This window comes from Klebsiella ornithinolytica NBRC 105727 = ATCC 31898 (genome assembly GCF_001598295.1).
Lineage (GTDB): Bacteria > Pseudomonadota > Gammaproteobacteria > Enterobacterales > Enterobacteriaceae > Klebsiella > Klebsiella ornithinolytica.
This window is the reverse complement of the sequence record NZ_BCYR01000002.1, coordinates 643,184-661,435: the sequence shown is the minus strand read 5'-3', so window position 1 is coordinate 661,435 and position 18,252 is coordinate 643,184. Positions and strand designations below refer to the sequence as shown.

Annotated in this window: 21 protein-coding genes and 1 tRNA gene; 16 read left to right on the top strand and 6 right to left on the bottom strand. The window is 53.3% G+C overall.

The features are described from left to right. Positions 1-14: 14 nt before the first annotated feature. The 4 genes from mlaC to murA all read left to right on the top strand — a co-directional run bounded on the left by mlaC (position 15) and on the right by murA (position 2,645). The gene (gene mlaC / locus ROR01S_RS07125; protein ID WP_004868133.1) at positions 15-650 is read left to right on the top strand and encodes a phospholipid-binding protein MlaC; all 636 of its coding nucleotides are present in this window, start codon (positions 15-17) and stop codon (positions 648-650) included. Next, complete coding sequence (gene mlaB / locus ROR01S_RS07120) at positions 650-940, top strand: lipid asymmetry maintenance protein MlaB (RefSeq protein ID WP_004868129.1); 291 nt, start codon at positions 650-652, stop codon at positions 938-940. Before mlaC ends, mlaB begins: the two co-directional genes overlap by 1 nt. A gap of 136 nt (positions 941-1,076) precedes the next feature. Beyond that, the gene (gene ibaG / locus ROR01S_RS07115; protein WP_015585657.1) at positions 1,077-1,331 is read left to right on the top strand and encodes a BolA family iron metabolism protein IbaG; all 255 of its coding nucleotides are present in this window, start codon (positions 1,077-1,079) and stop codon (positions 1,329-1,331) included. A 54-nt stretch (positions 1,332-1,385) separates the two neighbouring features. Continuing rightward, positions 1,386-2,645 carry a UDP-N-acetylglucosamine 1-carboxyvinyltransferase gene (gene murA, locus ROR01S_RS07110; protein WP_004868122.1) on the top strand — a complete coding sequence of 420 codons (1,260 nt, stop codon included), beginning with the start codon at positions 1,386-1,388 and terminating at the stop codon, positions 2,643-2,645. Between the two features lie 79 nt (positions 2,646-2,724). Here the strand turns inward: murA and sfsB are convergent, their stop codons facing one another. Together sfsB and ispB are read right to left on the bottom strand one after the other, a co-directional pair. Further along, positions 2,725-2,997, bottom strand: coding sequence for a DNA-binding transcriptional regulator SfsB (gene sfsB / locus ROR01S_RS07105; protein ID WP_004868119.1), 273 nt, complete (start codon positions 2,995-2,997; stop codon positions 2,725-2,727). Positions 2,998-3,199: 202 nt separating this feature from the next. Next, a complete protein-coding gene (gene ispB / locus ROR01S_RS07100) occupies positions 3,200-4,171 on the bottom strand; it encodes an octaprenyl diphosphate synthase (RefSeq protein ID WP_004868118.1) in 972 nt (323 codons plus the stop codon). 260 nt (positions 4,172-4,431) lie between these two features. On the opposite strand from ispB, the gene rplU reads away from it, so the two are divergent. The 4 genes from rplU to cgtA all read left to right on the top strand — a co-directional run bounded on the left by rplU (position 4,432) and on the right by cgtA (position 7,275). Next, a complete protein-coding gene (rplU, locus tag ROR01S_RS07095) occupies positions 4,432-4,743 on the top strand; it encodes a 50S ribosomal protein L21 (RefSeq protein WP_004106123.1) in 312 nt (103 codons plus the stop codon). A 19-nt stretch (positions 4,744-4,762) separates the two neighbouring features. Then, positions 4,763-5,020, top strand: coding sequence for a 50S ribosomal protein L27 (rpmA, locus tag ROR01S_RS07090; protein WP_003861831.1), 258 nt, complete (start codon positions 4,763-4,765; stop codon positions 5,018-5,020). A 95-nt stretch (positions 5,021-5,115) separates the two neighbouring features. Next, positions 5,116-6,081 (top strand): DMT family transporter, encoded by a 966-nt coding sequence (locus tag ROR01S_RS07085; protein ID WP_015585658.1) that lies wholly within the window; start codon positions 5,116-5,118, stop codon positions 6,079-6,081. Positions 6,082-6,096: 15 nt separating this feature from the next. Beyond that, complete coding sequence (gene cgtA, locus ROR01S_RS07080; RefSeq protein ID WP_004868113.1) at positions 6,097-7,275, top strand: Obg family GTPase CgtA; 1,179 nt, start codon at positions 6,097-6,099, stop codon at positions 7,273-7,275. A gap of 120 nt (positions 7,276-7,395) precedes the next feature. Here cgtA and dacB read toward each other — a convergent pair whose 3' ends face one another. After that, positions 7,396-8,829, bottom strand: coding sequence for a serine-type D-Ala-D-Ala carboxypeptidase (gene dacB / locus ROR01S_RS07075; RefSeq protein ID WP_004868111.1), 1,434 nt, complete (start codon positions 8,827-8,829; stop codon positions 7,396-7,398). 235 nt (positions 8,830-9,064) lie between these two features. Between dacB and greA the strand changes: the two genes are divergently transcribed. After that, on the top strand, positions 9,065-9,541 hold the full coding sequence (gene greA / locus ROR01S_RS07070; RefSeq protein ID WP_004868107.1) for a transcription elongation factor GreA: 477 nt from the start codon (positions 9,065-9,067) through the stop codon (positions 9,539-9,541). A gap of 152 nt (positions 9,542-9,693) precedes the next feature. Here the strand turns inward: greA and yhbY are convergent, their stop codons facing one another. Next, on the bottom strand, positions 9,694-9,987 hold the full coding sequence (yhbY, locus tag ROR01S_RS07065; RefSeq protein ID WP_004139797.1) for a ribosome assembly RNA-binding protein YhbY: 294 nt from the start codon (positions 9,985-9,987) through the stop codon (positions 9,694-9,696). Positions 9,988-10,111: 124 nt separating this feature from the next. On the opposite strand from yhbY, the gene rlmE reads away from it, so the two are divergent. The 7 genes from rlmE to ROR01S_RS07030 all read left to right on the top strand — a co-directional run bounded on the left by rlmE (position 10,112) and on the right by ROR01S_RS07030 (position 16,336). Continuing rightward, a complete protein-coding gene (rlmE, locus tag ROR01S_RS07060; RefSeq protein WP_004106110.1) occupies positions 10,112-10,741 on the top strand; it encodes a 23S rRNA (uridine(2552)-2'-O)-methyltransferase RlmE in 630 nt (209 codons plus the stop codon). Between the two features lie 99 nt (positions 10,742-10,840). Then, positions 10,841-12,775 carry an ATP-dependent zinc metalloprotease FtsH gene (gene ftsH, locus ROR01S_RS07055; protein ID WP_015585660.1) on the top strand — a complete coding sequence of 645 codons (1,935 nt, stop codon included), beginning with the start codon at positions 10,841-10,843 and terminating at the stop codon, positions 12,773-12,775. Positions 12,776-12,875: 100 nt separating this feature from the next. Continuing rightward, the gene (gene folP, locus ROR01S_RS07050) at positions 12,876-13,724 is read left to right on the top strand and encodes a dihydropteroate synthase (protein ID WP_004868096.1); all 849 of its coding nucleotides are present in this window, start codon (positions 12,876-12,878) and stop codon (positions 13,722-13,724) included. Continuing rightward, positions 13,717-15,054 (top strand): phosphoglucosamine mutase, encoded by a 1,338-nt coding sequence (gene glmM, locus ROR01S_RS07045; protein ID WP_015585662.1) that lies wholly within the window; start codon positions 13,717-13,719, stop codon positions 15,052-15,054. Before folP ends, glmM begins: the two co-directional genes overlap by 8 nt. A 305-nt stretch (positions 15,055-15,359) precedes the next feature. Further along, on the top strand, positions 15,360-15,689 hold the full coding sequence (gene secG, locus ROR01S_RS07040) for a preprotein translocase subunit SecG (protein ID WP_004868090.1): 330 nt from the start codon (positions 15,360-15,362) through the stop codon (positions 15,687-15,689). Positions 15,690-15,702: 13 nt separating this feature from the next. Next, positions 15,703-15,789 (top strand) — tRNA-Leu (locus tag ROR01S_RS07035). Between the two features lie 145 nt (positions 15,790-15,934). Further along, a complete protein-coding gene (locus ROR01S_RS07030) occupies positions 15,935-16,336 on the top strand; it encodes a KPN_03583 family lipoprotein (protein WP_004868088.1) in 402 nt (133 codons plus the stop codon). 37 nt (positions 16,337-16,373) lie between these two features. Here the strand turns inward: ROR01S_RS07030 and ROR01S_RS07025 are convergent, their stop codons facing one another. Beyond that, entirely contained in the window at positions 16,374-16,925 is a 552-nt protein-coding gene (locus ROR01S_RS07025) for a YfaZ family outer membrane protein (RefSeq protein WP_044346917.1), read from the bottom strand. A 686-nt stretch (positions 16,926-17,611) separates the two neighbouring features. Continuing rightward, positions 17,612-18,241, bottom strand: coding sequence for a helix-turn-helix domain-containing protein (locus tag ROR01S_RS07020; RefSeq protein WP_004868081.1), 630 nt, complete (start codon positions 18,239-18,241; stop codon positions 17,612-17,614). Between the last annotated feature and the right edge of the window lie 11 nt (positions 18,242-18,252).

The following is an 18,252-nucleotide window of genomic DNA, read 5'->3' as shown; positions in this document are numbered from 1 at the left end:
AGGAGAGACACCCTATGTTTAAACGTTTATTGATGATCGCCATGCTGGTGATTGCTCCCTTGACGGCTGCTACGGCGGCGGATCAGTCCAACCCCTATAAGCTGATGAACGAAGCGGCGCAGAAGACCTTCGATCGTCTGAAAAATGAACAGTCGAAGATTCAGGCTAACCCGAACTATCTGCGTGATATCGTTGACCAGGAGCTGATGCCGTATGTCCAGGTGAAGTATGCCGGCGCGCTGGTTCTGGGCCGGTATTATAAAGATGCGACCCCGGCGCAGCGCGAAGCCTACTTTGTCGCCTTCCGTGAATACCTGAAGCAGGCCTACGGCCAGGCGCTGGCTATGTACCATGGTCAAACTTACCAGATTGCTCCGGAACAACCGCTGGGCGATGCAACGATCGTCCCTATTCGCGTGACGATCGTCGATCCCAATGGCCGCCCTCCGGTACGCCTGGATTTCCAGTGGCGTAAAAACACCCAGACCGGTAACTGGCAGGCTTACGATATGATTGCCGAAGGGGTGAGCATGATCACCACCAAACAAAACGAGTGGAGCGATCTGCTGCGCACCAAAGGCGTTGATGGTCTGACCGCGCAACTGAAGGCGATCTCCGCGCAGCCGATCACTCTGGAACAGAAAAAATAATGACCGGGCAGCTGAGCTGGACTCGCGACGGCGAGCGACTGGCGCTGCACGGGGAGCTGGACCAGGATCTGCTGGTCCCGCTCTGGGAAGCCCGTGCGCAGGCGACCGATGGCGTGTCGACTATCGACCTGAGCGCACTAACCCGGGTGGATACCGCCGGCCTGGCGCTGCTGATGCACTTTGTGGCGTTAATTCGCCACCAGGGCCGGGAGGCGAAACTGATTGGTAAGAGCGACAACCTGCAAACTTTAGCCAGTCTTTACAACCTTCCCGCCGATATGATCCCATAGTTTTTCAGTGCGTTACTGCTGAGGTTATCCTGAAAGCCCCATCAATATCTTCGATGGGGCTTTTTGCTTATTTAAGACCGCGCCACTTTCCTCTAAGATGTTGGGCTATTTTCACTACCAGATAAAATTTGAACCCATGGAAAATCATGAAATTCAGACCGTGCTGATGAACGCACTCTCCCTTCAGGAAGTCCACGTCTCTGGCGATGGCAGTCACTTTCAGGTTATTGCTGTGGGTGAGATGTTTGACGGCATGAGCCGGGTAAAGAAACAGCAGGCTGTCTACGCTCCGCTGATGGAATACATTGCCGACAACCGCATTCATGCTCTGTCGATCAAAGCATTTACCCCGCAAGAATGGGCCCGGGACCGCAAACTCAACGGCTTTTAAGCTGCAGGGATGTTCCCCGCAGCGTATGTGAATTCTTAACAGAGAACAGAATCAATGGATAAATTCCGTGTTCAGGGGCCGACACGCCTCCAGGGGGAAGTCACCATCTCCGGTGCGAAAAATGCCGCCCTGCCGATCCTCTTTGCCGCCCTGCTGGCAGATGAGCCGATTGAGATCCAGAACGTACCAAAACTGAAAGACATCGATACCACGATGAAACTGCTGAGCCAGCTTGGCGCCAAAGTGAAGCGCAATGGGTCAGTCTGGATCGATGCGGGTCCGGTCGACGTCTTCTGCGCGCCGTACGATCTGGTCAAAACGATGCGTGCTTCTATCTGGGCGCTGGGCCCGCTGGTGGCGCGCTTTGGTCAGGGACAGGTTTCACTGCCGGGCGGTTGTGCTATCGGTGCGCGTCCGGTCGATCTGCATATTATTGGCCTTGAGCAGCTGGGCGCAGAGATCAAACTGGAAGAAGGCTATGTGAAGGCGTCGGTTAACGGACGTCTTAAAGGCGCGCATATTGTGATGGATAAGGTCAGCGTTGGCGCGACCGTGACCATTATGAGTGCAGCGACGCTGGCGGAAGGCACCACCGTGATTGAAAACGCCGCTCGCGAGCCGGAAATCGTCGATACGGCGAACTTCCTCAACGCGCTGGGCGCAAAAATTAAAGGTCAGGGGACTGACCGCATCACCATCGAAGGCGTAGAGCGTCTGGGTGGCGGCGTATATCGCGTTCTGCCTGACCGTATCGAAACCGGTACTTTCCTGGTCGCTGCGGCAATCTCCGGCGGTAAAATTGTTTGCCGCAACGCACAGCCTGATACCCTGGATGCCGTACTGGCCAAGCTGCGCGATGCGGGCGCCGATATCGAAACCGGCGAAGACTGGATTAGCCTGGATATGCACGGCAACCGTCCGAAAGCCGTCAATGTGCGTACCGCGCCACACCCGGGTTTCCCGACCGACATGCAGGCGCAGTTCACGCTGTTGAACCTGGTTGCGGAAGGGACCGGCGTGATTACCGAAACGATCTTTGAAAACCGTTTCATGCATATTCCGGAACTGATCCGTATGGGTGCACACGCGGAGATCGAAAGCAATACGGCGATATGCCACGGCGTGGCGCAGCTCTCCGGTGCGCAGGTGATGGCAACCGACCTGCGTGCGTCAGCAAGCCTGGTCCTGGCCGGCTGTATCGCGGAAGGCACCACGATTGTCGATCGCATCTACCACATCGATCGTGGATACGAGCGCATCGAAGATAAACTGCAGGCGCTGGGCGCGAATATCGAACGCGTGAAAGGCGAGTAACTCTGTCGTGATAACAGCCCCTTGACGTGTGTCAGGGGGCTGTTTTTTTATTCCGTTCTGTTGACTCAGCGAACCGCTTTCATTGGCTCTCTTTCTTCTGACGTATCATTTGCGTTCTGTCGATAAACTGATGCGTCACCGGGTCATGATAGCGTGAGGGCCAGATAATCCACGGTTTGGTATCCAGCGCATGAGCAATAATCAGCTCACCTTTTGGCCACGGCCGGGTCAATGCATTCGCCAGCGTTGAAGAACTCAAGCCGTTACGCCGCGACTCCGCTGCCAGCGACGTCCCTTTTTTGCGCAATCCAGCAATGATATCTGCCGGATGCCAGTCGATGAACTTTTCCATAAATTCTCCTGGTGGTGATGATCCCAATTGCCTGATATATGAGCAACGGAATGACTATACTCCCAGGTTTAATTAAGTTCTAACAAGTTCTTGTAAGGTGTCTTTACATTCGGAATATACCAGGAGGCAAGGCGATATATGGATTTTACTGGAACTTTGTGGGGCGTTCCCGCGACAGGCGCGGGAACGGGGCAGGGGGAGATCAGTGGTCGCGTTGAACCGCAATATGGGCAAGACCGATAAGCGCTTCACGCCACGGGGAATCCGGTAAGACCTGAAGCACGGCAATGGCTTTGTCCGCTTCTTCTTCCGCGCGTTTACGGGTCCATTCCAGTGAGCCGCAGGCCGCCATCGTCTCGAGAACCGCGTCGAGAAGGTGACGCCCGTTGCCTTGTTCAATCGCTCCGCGAATCATCGCTGACTGCTCTGGAGTGCCATGACGCATGGCATGCAATAACGGTAAAGTCGGTTTGCCTTCGTTCAGGTCATCACCCACGTTTTTGCCGAGACGTTCGCCATCAGAGCTGTAGTCCAGTAAATCGTCGATCAGCTGGAATGCCGTGCCGAGATAACGACCATAGTCCTGAAGCGCTTGCTCCTGTTCGGCGGTACAACCGGCCAGGATGCCTGAGCACTGTGCGGCGGCTTCAAACAGACGGGCTGTTTTGCTGTAGATGACCCGCATATAGTTTTCTTCAGTGATATCCGGGTCGTTGACGTTCATCAGCTGCAGCACTTCGCCTTCGGCAATGACGTTAACGGCTTTAGACATCACTTCCAGCACTTTTAACGAGCCGAGGCTGGTCATCATCTGGAAAGAGCGGGTATAGATAAAATCACCAACCAGCACGCTGGCTGCGTTGCCAAAAGCGGCGTTTGCCGTCGCCTTGCCGCGGCGCATATCGGATTCATCAACGACATCATCATGCAGCAAGGTGGCGGTATGAATAAATTCGATCAGTGCGGCAATAGTGACGTGCGCGTCGCCCTGGTAACCCACTGCCCGGGCGGCAAGAACCGCAATCATCGGACGAATACGTTTACCGCCTCCGCTAACGATGTAATAGCCTAATTGATTGATAAGCTGAACATCTGAGTCAAGTTGCTCAAGGATTGTCGCATTGACACCCGCCATATCCTGCGCGGTTAACTCATTGATTTTTTCTAAATTCATCGCAAAAGCCGGGCCACATGTCCTGTTACCGCGAATCCAGGTGGGTTCACAGAAGGATTAAGATAGAATTAAACGAAGCTATGATTGTACTGAAAAATTGCCATAGATAAACGTTAGCGTGAAAGTTGTGTTTTTTTTCTGCGTTGATCGCTAATCGCTCTTGTCAAAGGCTCGCGTTTTGCGTAATATTCGCGCCCTATTGTGAATATTTATAGCGCACTCTGAATCACACAAAGAGGTGCGCGGAAGCGGAGTTTTATATGTACGCGGTTTTCCAAAGTGGTGGTAAACAACACCGAGTAAGCGAAGGTCAGACCATTCGCCTGGAAAAGCTGGACATCGCAACTGGCGAAGCTGTTGAGTTCGCTGAAGTGCTGATGATCGCAAACGGTGAAGAAATCAAGATCGGCGTTCCTTTCGTTGAGGGCGGCGTAATCAAAGCTGAAGTTGTTGCTCACGGTCGTGGCGAGAAAGTTAAAATCGTTAAGTTTCGTCGTCGTAAACACTACCGTAAGCAGCAGGGCCATCGTCAGTGGTTCACTGATGTGAAAATTACTGGCATCAGCGCCTAAGACCTGAGGAGAGATTTAAATGGCACATAAAAAGGCTGGCGGCTCAACTCGTAACGGTCGCGACTCAGAAGCTAAACGCCTGGGCGTTAAGCGTTTCGGTGGCGAATCCGTTCTGGCGGGTAGCATCATCGTTCGTCAGCGTGGCACCAAATTCCACGCAGGCACCAACGTAGGTTGCGGTCGTGACCACACTCTGTTTGCTAAAGCAGACGGTAAAGTGAAATTTGAAGTTAAAGGCCCGAATAACCGTAAATACATCAGCATCGTTGCTGAGTAAGTTTTTCGTGGTCCGGTAACGGATTAAAGCCCCGCAACGTGTTGCGGGGCTTTTTACATTAGAATCCCGGATATTTTTCTGCAGGGAAAACGGGTATGAAGCAGCAGGCCGGCATTGGCATTCTTTTGGCCCTCACCACCGCGATGTGCTGGGGTGCGTTGCCAATTGCAATGAAGCAGGTTCTTGAAGTGATGGCGCCGCCGACGGTGGTGTTTTATCGCTTTTTGATGGCAAGTATCGGCCTTGGCACAATCCTCGCTATCAGAGGTAAACTGCCGCCGCTGCGCCTCTTTCGCAAACCGCGCTGGCTGGTACTACTGGCCATTGCGACGGGCGGCCTGTTTGGTAACTTCATTCTGTTCAGCTCTTCCCTGCAATATCTTAGCCCCACGGCTTCTCAGGTGATCGGACAGCTATCTCCGGTCGGCATGATGGTGGCCAGCGTATTCATCCTTAAGGAGAAAATGCGCGGTACCCAGGTTGTGGGGGCGCTGATGTTGATTTGCGGGCTGGTGATGTTCTTTAACACCAGCCTGATTGAGATTTTTACCCGCCTGACGGATTACACGTGGGGGGTAATTTTTGGCGTTGCAGCGGCTGCGGTTTGGGTCAGCTACGGCGTCGCGCAAAAGGTGTTATTACGCCGCCTGGCGTCACAGCAGATCCTCTTTTTGCTGTACACTTTATGTACGATAGCGTTGCTGCCGTTGGCGACGCTCTCACAAGTTCTGGCGTTAAGCAACTGGCAACTGGCGTGCCTGATTTTCTGCGGGTTAAATACCCTGGTAGGCTACGGTGCGCTGGCGGAAGCCATGGCGCGCTGGCAGGCAGCTCAGGTGAGCGCGTTGATTACCTTAACGCCATTGTTTACGCTGCTTTTTTCAGATTTATTATCACTGGCCTGGCCCGATGTTTTCGCCAGACCGATGTTAAACCTGTTAGGTTATCTCGGTGCGTTTGTCGTGGTTGCGGGCGCGATGTATTCCGCCATAGGCCACCGTCTTTGGGGTGGCTTACGTAAGCGTGAAGCGGTTGTACCGCTGCCCCGCTCAGGCGAATGATTTTCGGAGAGTAAAATGAAGTTTGTTGATGAAGCAACAATCCTGGTCGTAGCAGGTGATGGCGGCAATGGTTGCGTTAGCTTCCGCCGTGAAAAATATATCCCGAGAGGCGGCCCGGACGGCGGCGACGGTGGTGATGGTGGTGATGTCTGGCTGGAAGCGGACGAAAACCTGAACACCCTGATCGATTACCGTTTTGAAAAATCCTTCCGCGCTGAGCGTGGACAGAATGGCCAGAGTCGCGACTGTACCGGTAAACGTGGTAAAGACGTGTCGATCAAAGTGCCTGTAGGGACCCGTGTTATCGATCAAGGCACCGGCGAAGTCATGGGCGATATGACTAAGCATGGTCAGCGTCTGATGGTCGCTAAAGGCGGCTGGCACGGTCTGGGCAACACCCGTTTCAAATCGTCCGTCAACCGTACTCCGCGTCAGAAAACGATGGGGACGCCGGGTGATAAGCGCGATCTGCAGCTGGAGCTGATGCTGCTGGCAGACGTCGGGATGCTGGGTATGCCGAATGCCGGTAAATCTACCTTCATTCGCGCCGTTTCTGCGGCGAAGCCGAAAGTGGCTGATTATCCGTTTACCACGCTGGTGCCGAGCCTTGGCGTTGTGCGTATGGATAACGAGAAGAGCTTCGTTGTTGCGGATATTCCTGGGCTTATCGAAGGCGCAGCGGAAGGCGCAGGCCTCGGTATTCGCTTCCTGAAGCACCTTGAACGCTGTCGCGTGCTGCTGCACCTCATCGATATCGAACCGATCGACGGTTCCGATCCGGTTGAGAACGCGCGCATTATCATCGGTGAGCTGGAAAAATACAGCGAGAAGCTGGCTGAAAAACCACGCTGGTTGGTCTTCAATAAGATTGACCTGATGGATAAAGCGGAAGCTGAAGCGAAGGCGAAAGCCATTGCCGATGCGCTGGGCTGGGAAGAGAAGTTCTACCTGATCTCCGCGGCAAGTCAGCAGGGCGTGAAAGATCTGTGCTGGGACGTGATGACCTTTATCATCGAAAACCCAATCGTTCATGCACAGGAAGAGAAAGCGCCTGAAAAAGTCGAGTTTATGTGGGACGACTACCACCGTCAGCAGCTTGAAGAAGCCGAAGTTGAAGTCGAAGACGACGAAGACTGGGATGACGACTGGGACGAAGACGACGAAGAAGGCGTTGAGTTCATCTACAAGCGTTAAGCTGCTGGAGTGCCCCGGTACATTGCCGATCGGGGCGACGGCAGGACTGCTGCCCGGGATATGCCGGGAAGCGGTTCTGAGCGCACTAAAAAGGGCCGCATTTGATGCGGCCCTTTCGTATTAGTTGTTCTGGTACAAATCCTTATACAAGCGACTCTCGAAGCGTACCAGCGGGATCCGGCGGTTGCGCTGATCCGCAGGCGGTACCGCATAGCCTGATAAGTATTGTACGAAGGCGATTTTTTGCCCGCTGGCGGCAGTGATGAAACCTGCGAGGTTGTAAACGCCCTGCAGAGAACCGGTTTTGGCCGACACTTTTCCATCGACCCCAGCCTGATTCAGGCCTGCACGATACTGCAGCGAGCCATCGTGGCCAGCTAGCGGCAGCATGGAGATGAAGTTGAGTTCATTATCGTGCTGGGCGATATATTGCAGCACCTGCATCATGGTCGCCGGAGCAATCAGGTTATGCCGCGACAGACCGGAACCGTCGGCAATAATCGTATTTCCTAGATCAATGCCGGCCTGTTGACGCAGGATCTGGCGCACCGCATCCGAACCGGCACGCCAGGTCCCTGGAACGCCAAGACGAGCGTGACCAATGGTGCGAAAGACGGTGTCCGCAATCATGTTGTCTGATTTTTTTAACATGATTCGCAGGAGATCGTGCAGCGGAGCTGATTGCGTCGTAGCCAGCACGGTTCCCGGATCGTTCGCCAGAGTCTGGCGCAGCAGCGTCCCGCTATAGGTAATCCCTGCCTGGGTCAGTTCGGACTTCAGGATAACCCCCGCATAGCTTGCGCCGTCCTGAATGGCGAAAGCCAGCGGTAAGGGCTCACTACGCTGTGGCAGGCAACCCGTCAGGGTGTAGCGGTTCAGGTCGCCGGTCACCACGTCGAGTTCGCAATACTGGGCCTCCGCGGAGCCGCGGGCCAGCGTTCTTACCTGGCTAAACATCGTCACCGGGTAGTACGATGCGACGCGAATAAAGGCCAGGTCGCCAGGTTTCTGCGCGCTATAAAGTGAGATAGAAAAACAGTTACGATCGACGATAGCAGCCGCCGGCGGGGCGCTAAAGCATTGCGTCATGTCGTTCCACGGCCAGCCTGGGGCCTTGTCATGACTGGCGAAGACCGAGGTATCAATCAACACGTTCCCCTCGATCCGCTGGACGCCCGCTTTTTTTAGCGTCGCCACCATATTGCGAATATCCTGACGTTTCAGCGTGGGATCGCCGCCAAAACGGGCAATCAGGTCGCCTTTTAGCACGCCGCCATCAAGGCTGCCTTTGGTTTCCAGCGTGGTGGTAAAACGAAAGTTCGGCCCGAGCTGCAGCAGAGCAGCCAGCGCAGTGATCACCTTCTGGGTACTGGCGGGGAGTGCCATCTGCTGACTGTGGAAATCTATCTCCGGCGTCGGGGAGCCAACCTTCTGCGCCATGAAGGCGAGGTTGGCACCCGCAGGCAGCTGGGTGATATATTCGTCAATGTTCGCCGCCTGAGCGCTAAACGCTATACCGGCGGTCAATCCGATGATAAATCTGGGAAATCGCATAATCTCGCGCTAACAACCTGAAACCAGGCCGTCATACTACGGTGCAACACCCTGTAAAGTAAACGATGACCCATAGTGAACTTCAGGGTAAAATACGTATCAAATTGAAAATTGCTGCTGACCTGGGGAATGTTTTCCGGGTTGGTTTTCTTTTTGCTCCTGTCCTGCTGAAGGCCTGACTGGTGGCGGAACGGCGGCGTCCGTTCTATGAAGGAATGATAAAGAGGTATAACAAATGCAAGCTATTCCGATGACCTTACGTGGTGCTGAAAAACTTCGCGAAGAACTGGATTTTCTGAAGTCCGTTCGTCGTCCTGAAATCATCGCTGCTATTGCCGATGCGCGCGAACATGGCGATCTGAAAGAGAACGCTGAGTACCACGCAGCCCGCGAGCAGCAAGGTTTCTGCGAAGGCCGTATTAAGGATATTGAAGCTAAGCTGTCCAATGCACAGGTTATCGATATCACCAAAATGCCGAACAACGGGCGGGTGATTTTTGGTGCAACGGTAAAGGTCCTGAACCTCGATACCGATGAAGAACAGACTTACCGCATCGTGGGTGATGATGAAGCTGATTTTAAGCAAAATCTGATCTCTGTGAATTCACCGATTGCCCGTGGTTTGATCGGTAAAGAACAGGACGATGTAGTGACAATCCGCACACCAGGCGGCGAAGTAGAATACGAAATTATCAAGGTCGAGTACCTTTAATCCGTATTTCCCGCTACCATGTTGATGGATTGTAAAGAAAGGAAAAAGGCCGCATAGCGGCCTTTTATCAACGTCCGGAGCATGGCATTTTGCTCGTCTACCCGTAGAAATCCCTCGTTTTACACAAAGTTGTGTCGAGATTCAGGATATTCTTAGCGTGGCAGCGAGATTTTACGCTCTTTAGTTGGGCGATACAGGACCAGCGTTTTACCGATGACCTGTACGTTACAGGCGCCGGTTTCGCGCACGATAGCTTCCACGATCAAGGTTTTAGTTTCGCGGTCTTCCGATGCGATTTTCACCTTGATGAGCTCATGGTGCTCTAACGCTTGTTCGATCTCGGCCAGTACCCCTTCGGTCAAACCATTGTTGCCAAGCATAACTACTGGCTTGAGCGGATGTGCCAGACCTTTCAGGTGCTGTTTTTGTTTAGTACTCAGATTCATCGTATTTTTTTGCTTACGTTGGGATTGAAAACGGTTCATTCTACCGCCATCTCCCATATATCGCCAAACTACCGTGTCGATTTTTACGTCGCAAAGTATGATGAACCCGAAACGGGAATGTTAAATGACAGGTAAAAAGCGTTCTGCCAGCTCAAGCCGCTGGCTTCAGGAACACTTTAGCGATAAATATGTTCAACAGGCACAGAAAAAGGGGTTACGTTCCCGTGCCTGGTTTAAACTTGATGAAATACAGCAAAGTGACAAGATTTTTAAACCGGGGATGACCATTGTTGACCTCGGCGCTGCACCCGGTGGCTGGTCGCAATATGCGGTTACGCAGATCGGAAACAGCGGCCGCATCATCGCTTGCGATCTTTTACCTATGGATCCAATCGTTGGTGTGGACTTCCTTCAGGGCGACTTTCGTGATGAATTAGTTCTGAAAGCGTTACTTGAACGCGTAGGTGACAGTAAAGTGCAGGTTGTCATGTCCGATATGGCACCAAACATGTGTGGAACACCGGCGGTGGATATTCCCCGGGCCATGTATTTGGTGGAGCTGGCGCTTGGAATGGCTCGTGATGTATTAGCGCCGGGTGGTAGTTTTGTAGTGAAGGTGTTCCAGGGCGAAGGTTTCGATGAGTATCTAAGAGAAATTCGCTCCCTGTTTACGAAGGTCAAAGTTCGTAAGCCGGACTCTTCTCGCGCACGTTCGCGTGAAGTGTACATTGTAGCGACCGGGCGTAAACCATAACCGGTAGATTTCAAACGAAAGTTTGAAAGACGCTGGATATAGAGTATCCTGACGCTGTTTTTAACACAGTTGTAATAAGAGGTTAATCCCTTGAGTGACATGGCGAAAAACCTAATACTCTGGCTGGTCATTGCCGTTGTGCTGATGTCAGTATTCCAGAGCTTTGGGCCCAGCGAGTCTAATGGCCGTAAGGTGGATTATTCAACCTTCCTGCAAGAGGTCAACCAGGACCAGGTTCGCGAAGCGCGTATCAACGGACGTGAGATCAACGTTACCAAGAAAGATAGTAACCGTTACACGACTTACATTCCGGTCAACGATCCGAAGCTGCTCGATAACCTGTTGACGAAAAACGTCAAAGTGGTTGGCGAACCGCCGGAAGAACCGAGCCTGCTGGCTTCCATCTTTATTTCCTGGTTCCCGATGCTGTTGCTGATCGGCGTCTGGATCTTCTTCATGCGGCAAATGCAGGGCGGCGGCGGAAAGGGCGCGATGTCCTTCGGCAAAAGCAAAGCCCGTATGCTGACGGAAGACCAGATCAAAACCACTTTTGCCGATGTCGCCGGTTGCGACGAAGCGAAAGAGGAAGTCGGTGAACTGGTTGAATACCTGCGTGAACCGAGCCGCTTCCAGAAACTGGGCGGTAAAATCCCGAAAGGCGTCCTGATGGTCGGCCCTCCGGGTACCGGTAAAACGCTGCTGGCGAAAGCTATCGCCGGTGAGGCGAAAGTACCATTCTTCACCATTTCTGGTTCTGACTTCGTTGAAATGTTCGTCGGTGTGGGCGCATCTCGTGTGCGTGACATGTTCGAACAGGCCAAGAAAGCGGCACCGTGCATTATCTTCATCGATGAAATCGACGCCGTCGGTCGCCAGCGTGGCGCTGGTCTTGGCGGTGGTCACGATGAACGTGAACAGACGCTTAACCAGATGCTGGTTGAGATGGATGGCTTCGAAGGTAACGAAGGCATTATCGTTATCGCGGCGACCAACCGTCCTGACGTACTTGACCCGGCGCTGCTGCGTCCAGGCCGTTTTGACCGTCAGGTTGTTGTAGGGCTGCCGGATGTCCGCGGTCGTGAACAGATTCTGAAAGTTCACATGCGTCGCGTACCGTTGTCGCCTGATATCGACGCGGCAATCATTGCGCGCGGTACCCCGGGCTTCTCGGGTGCTGACCTGGCGAACCTGGTCAACGAAGCCGCTCTGTTTGCTGCCCGTGGCAACAAACGCGTGGTATCGATGGTCGAGTTCGAAAAAGCGAAAGACAAAATCATGATGGGTGCGGAACGTCGCTCCATGGTGATGACGGAAGCGCAGAAAGAATCCACCGCATACCACGAAGCGGGCCATGCGATTATCGGCCGCCTGGTACCGGAACACGATCCGGTGCACAAAGTGACGATTATTCCGCGCGGTCGTGCGCTGGGTGTGACCTTCTTCCTGCCGGAAGGCGATGCTATCAGCGCCAGCCGTCAGAAGCTGGAAAGCCAGATTTCGACCCTGTACGGCGGTCGTCTGGCGGAAGAGATTATCTACGGTGTGGAACATGTTTCTACCGGTGCGTCGAACGACATTAAAGTCGCGACGAACCTGGCACGTAACATGGTGACGCAGTGGGGCTTCTCCGACAAACTCGGTCCGCTGCTGTATGCGGAAGAAGAGGGCGAAGTTTTCCTGGGGCGTAGCGTTGCGAAAGCGAAACATATGTCCGATGAGACTGCACGTATCATCGACCAGGAAGTGAAATCGCTGGTTGAACGCAACTACAACCGTGCTCGTCAGATTCTGAATGACAACATGGACATCCTGCATTCGATGAAAGATGCGCTCATGAAATATGAGACCATCGACGCACCGCAGATTGATGACCTGATGGCTCGCCGCGAAGTTCGCCCACCTGCGGGCTGGGAAGATCCGAACGGCACCAATAACTCTGGCAACAATGGCACCCCGAGTGCGCCGCGTCCGGTCGATGAACCGCGTACGCCAAACCCGGGTAACACCATGTCAGAGCAACTGGGCGACAAATAAGTTAGCCGCTATTGATGTTGTTATGTCTATCGAAACCCCGGGGCGCCTGCCGCTCCGGGGTTTTTCTTTTTATTAACCTTCCGGATTCATGGATTTCGCGATGAAACTCGTAGCCCAGGGCTCAACCCTCGATCTCTCCCATCCTCACGTAATGGGTATCCTTAACGTGACGCCAGATTCATTCTCCGATGGTGGCACACATAACTCGCTCGTGGAGGCGGTTAAGCATGCCAATCTGATGATAAATGCGGGAGCGACTATCATTGATATCGGCGGCGAATCGACCCGTCCGGGAGCGTTGGATGTGAGCGTCGAAGAGGAGCTGGCGCGCGTGATCCCGGTGGTAGAAGCCGTTGCTCAGCGTTTTGAAGTCTGGATCTCGGTAGACACGTCGAAGCCAGAAGTGATCCGTGAGTCCGCTCGGGCAGGCGCGCATATTATTAACGATATCCGTTCGCTGACCGAGCCTGGGGCGCTGGAAGCCGCGGCACAAACCGGGCTACCGGTGTGTCTGATGCATATGCAGGGGCAGCCAAAAACGATGCAGGAAGCACCGAAGTACGATGATGTCTTTGCCGATGTCGCCCGCTTCTTCACCGAGCATATCGTGCGCTGTGAACAGGCGGGTATCGCAAAAGAGAAATTGTTGCTCGACCCGGGATTCGGTTTCGGTAAAAATCTTGCCCATAATTATGAGCTACTTGCCCGACTCGGCGAGTTCCATCAGTTCGGTCTCCCGCTGCTGGTTGGCATGTCGCGCAAATCGATGGTCGGCCAACTGCTTAACGTCGGGCCGACGGAACGCCTCAGCGGCAGCCTGGCGTGTGCAGTGATTGCAGCGATGCAGGGCGCGCAGATTATTCGCGTCCATGACGTCAAAGAAACGGTAGAAGCGCTACGCGTGGTGGAAGCCACCCTGAGCACAAAGGAAAATAAACGTTATGAGTAACCGCAAATATTTTGGCACCGATGGTATCCGTGGCCGCGTGGGTGATGCGCCAATTACCCCGGAATTCGTGCTCAAGCTGGGCTGGGCTGCGGGCAAGGTGCTGGCGCGCCACGGTTCACGCAAAATCATTATTGGTAAAGATACCCGTATCTCTGGCTATATGCTGGAATCGGCGCTGGAGGCAGGGCTGGCTGCGGCGGGGCTCTCCGCTTCTTTCACCGGTCCAATGCCTACTCCGGCGGTGGCTTACCTGACGCGAGCCTTCCGTGCTGAAGCCGGGATTGTCATTTCAGCTTCGCATAACCCGTTCTATGACAACGGGATCAAATTCTTCTCTATTGAAGGCACAAAGCTGCCGGATAACGTAGAAGAGGCGATTGAAGCGGAAATGGAAAAAGAGCTCACCTGCGTTGATTCGGCCGAATTGGGCAAAGCCAGCCGTATCGTGGATGCCGCCGGCCGTTATATTGAATTCTGCAAAGGTACCTTCCCGAACGAACTGAGCCTGAATGCGCTCAAAGTGGTTGTCGACTGCGCCCATGGCGCGACCTATCACATTGCGCCGAATGTATTCCGCGAGTTGGGTGCTCAGGTGATCGCGATGGGTTGTGAGCCGAACGGGCTCAATATCAACGAAGAGGTCGGAGCAACCGACGTACGCGCCCTGCAGGCTCGCGTACTGGCCGAAAAAGCCGATCTGGGTATCGCCTATGATGGCGATGGCGACCGCGTCATCATGGTCGACCATGAAGGTAACAAGGTCGATGGCGATCAGATTCTGTATATCATCGCCCGGGAAGGTCTGCGGCAGGGCCAGCTGCGCGGCGGCGCGGTGGGAACGTTAATGAGTAATATGGGGCTGGAGCTGGCGCTCAAACAGCTGGGCATTCCGTTTGTCCGGGCTAAAGTGGGTGACCGCTATGTCCTCGAGAAGCTGCAGGAGAAAGGCTGGCGTATCGGCGCGGAAAACTCCGGCCACGTTATCCTGCTGGATAAAACCACCACCGGTGACGGTATCGTCGCGAGTCTGCAGGTTGTGGCGGCGATGGTGCGTAACCACATGAGTCTGCATGACCTGTGTAGCGGCATGAAAATGTTCCCGCAAATCCTGGTCAACGTCCGTTTCACCGAAGGCAGTGGCAACCCGCTGGAACATGAAAACGTGAAAGCGGTGATGGCGGAAGTGGAAGCGGCATTGGGCAACCGTGGTCGTGTGCTGCTGCGCAAATCGGGTACCGAGCCGCTCATTCGCGTCATGGTCGAAGGCGAGCACGAAGAGCAGGTGCATGAGTTCGCGCATCGTATCGCCGATGCGGTGAAAAACGCCTGATTAAGCCGGTGATTTATTTTCTCGTCTGCGCAGTGGTGCCGTCGGCGCCAGACAACGTGAAATAATTATGCGGACTGACAGGGTGCTAAGTGTTTAAAAAGGCGGCGCTTGCCGCCTTTTTCTTCGCCAAAAAATCGTTTTTTGCTGTTTTTTTCCGCAGTTGATACAATGCACCGAAATTGCCCTTGCGAAGGTCATTCGCTTTGGTTAGTATTCACACCCGCTTCAGTGGGAAACATTAAAACCTCCCGCTTTATTGGTTGAAGCAATTGGTATGCGGCGAATCCGCAAGGAACAGGTTGATTATGCAAGAAGCTCTTTTAGTTGTTTTCCTTATTGTAGCGATTGGCCTCGTTGGTCTGATCATGCTGCAGCAAGGTAAAGGCGCTGATATGGGAGCCTCCTTCGGAGCAGGCGCTTCCGGCACGTTGTTTGGATCCAGCGGTTCTGGTAACTTCATGACCCGCATGACTGGTATTCTGGCAGCGTTGTTCTTCATCATCAGTCTGGTGCTGGGCAATATCAACAGCAACAAGACCAATAAAGGAAGTGAGTGGGATAATCTGAGCGCGCCGAAAACCGAGCAGACTCAGCCAACAGCGCCGGCACAGCCGAGCAGCGATATCCCACACTAATAGTTATATCCGTGCCGAGGTGGTGGAATTGGTAGACACGCTACCTTGAGGTGGTAGTGCCCGATTGGGCTTACGGGTTCAAGTCCCGTCCTCGGTACCAATATTCCGAAAAAAAGACGCTGAAAAGCGTCTTTTTTTTGCCTTCGACAGGCGCTTATTTATTTATAAATAACTCTTCACTGGTCTTGAACCCACCGCAATCGCTAAAGTCGCGCTCATCTATTCAGAAGAGGTGAAGTGACGCCATGAAAAAAATCAGGTCGTTTATCATTGCCGGCGCCCTGTGTTTGTCCGGATGCAGTACTACGCCGTCTGCGGATACCGTGGACACTATTAACACTTTAACGGTGCCGGTATTGCATAGTGACGCGCAGCTTTCAGGGCAGAGTGCTCAGGCGGTGGTCAGTTGTTTCCAGGATAATAGCGCAATTATCGGCAGCCTGAGCCGGTCGTTAAAAGATAACTACCTGCAGGATGCTTCTAAAAAAGACATCTTTGATAAAGACAGCGAGGCGTTCCACGTCTACAGCGCTCTGACGAAACTGGAACAGATGTCAGCGATGAACGAGGTTTATCGTAAAGAGAACAACATTGCCGGACTGCAGGTGATTAACCGCCTGCTGAAAGCCGTTCCTGTGGCGGCATAGGCGAATGAGGGATTGCCGTCGGCAATCCCTTTTTGCATCAGAAACGGAAGTTGAAACCTGCATAAGCGCCATCAGCCAACGTGTTGTCATGATGAGCGTCTTTCCCCGCCATATCGATATAGCGATATCCGGCTTCAATATTCAGCGATTGAATCACGTTAATCCGCACGCCGGCATTGGCTTCCACGTAGTCATCGACGCCGCTGGACATGGAGTCCGGAGAATAATAGGTTTCACCGAAAAGCGTAAAGTATTGGCCCAGCGGAAGCTGTGCACCGCCGCCCAGTGCGACGGCGTAGCCTTCATCGCTGTCTTGCGGATTCAGATAGAGCGCTTTGCCACCCAGAGTCAGGAGAAACGGACCGAGGTTAAAGTTATAGCCCATGCCTAACCCGGCGACGTCGCCGTCATTATCGCTGTGCGCCCAGTTGCCGTTAAAGGTCATACCCGGTTCTTCGGCACCGAAGCTGGCGGAAAGGTTAGTGAACTCTTCCCCCGCCTCTCCGTGTAAGTTTACCGATGCGCAGGCGGCGCTGCTGGCGCCGAGAGCGGCAACTAACAGAACTGATTTCGGAGTGATCATGCTCATTGTTGAATTCCTTCAGGTAAAAAAATGCCCGATACGGGCGTTCGGGCAAAAATTTAACGGGTTTTTGGGTTTAATCGTTATTTACTGAAGCGCGATACCTTTGTCACGATTGCGCAGGGGTATCGACACTTACGCTTTGCTGATTATTGGCAGCGTCGCTGGCGCGCTAAAAGATCGCGCGACCAGCCCAGTCTGGTATGACATCCGGATAGCGCGCCATCTGCTGACGGACCATCCATCAGGCGTTTTCAGGGACAGCTGAAGCACCTGATTTCTCCACCCATCCTCGCGCCTGAAGGGACATAAATGCCTGCAGCAGCCGGATGAGGGTTAATCCTCACATCAGACAACTCTTCCCAACGCATCGCCCACCTGGTCGATGAGGTACGGTCGAAGAAGATCGTCATAGTGCCAGCTGCAGAAACCGGTGTTGTCGTATCGTGCACCGGGACAGAAGGATATTAACCTTCGCACGGTACAGGGCTTGACTATGAATGGTATAAGGAGAACCATCTTCATTCCTGAGCTTGTTGTTCAGTTTTCAACACACAATCAGTGTGATAAATACATGAGCCCAGAATAAAATTATTTATCGCTTGTCGTTATCATTTGTTTGTTTAAATTTAAATTCTTCAGTCGACCCGGCGCCGACAACAATAGATAAGCGATAAATAGCCGATGGATGATTAGAATTTTTCAGGAAGCGAGCTTACGCTTTGTAAATAACCACCGCGGGCGAACTCAATATATCCTCCTTTTTTTAACGCCGACAGCACATTGAGAATACTGCTGCGTGAAAGATGGGTGCGGTCCTGAATATATTCGAGGATGGAGACCCGTAGTCGCGTCTCTTCCGGCAACAGCAGCATCTCCAGCAGATGATTGCGAATCACCGAGTAGGTACGTTGCTGCAGCACCAGATCGTCCCGGTACACCAGATAGGAAGTATGGTATGCCAGCAGACGGGTCACCTCTTCCCACAGGTTATGCTCACGGAACAGTTTGATGGCTTGCTCGCTGTCGATACGCAGAACTTCGGAGGCGACCTCAGCACGCAGAGCGTGGCTATGGCTCGGCTGCAGTATCTCGGCGACGCCAAACAGATGAGGTTCATAGACGGTCACGATCAATAATTTATCAGATGAACGAATGACGGACAGCTCACCTTTTTTTAAAAGGTAGAGCTGCGCTTTACCTTTATAGTTCGGCGTCAGCCTTTTTCTGGCAACGACATTCATAGGTGTAGCATACGGTTCGAGCGTTTCCAGCAGACGGTTGATCGCCTGGTTTGGCCTGACCGGGGGATTAATATTCATCGCGATCCTCG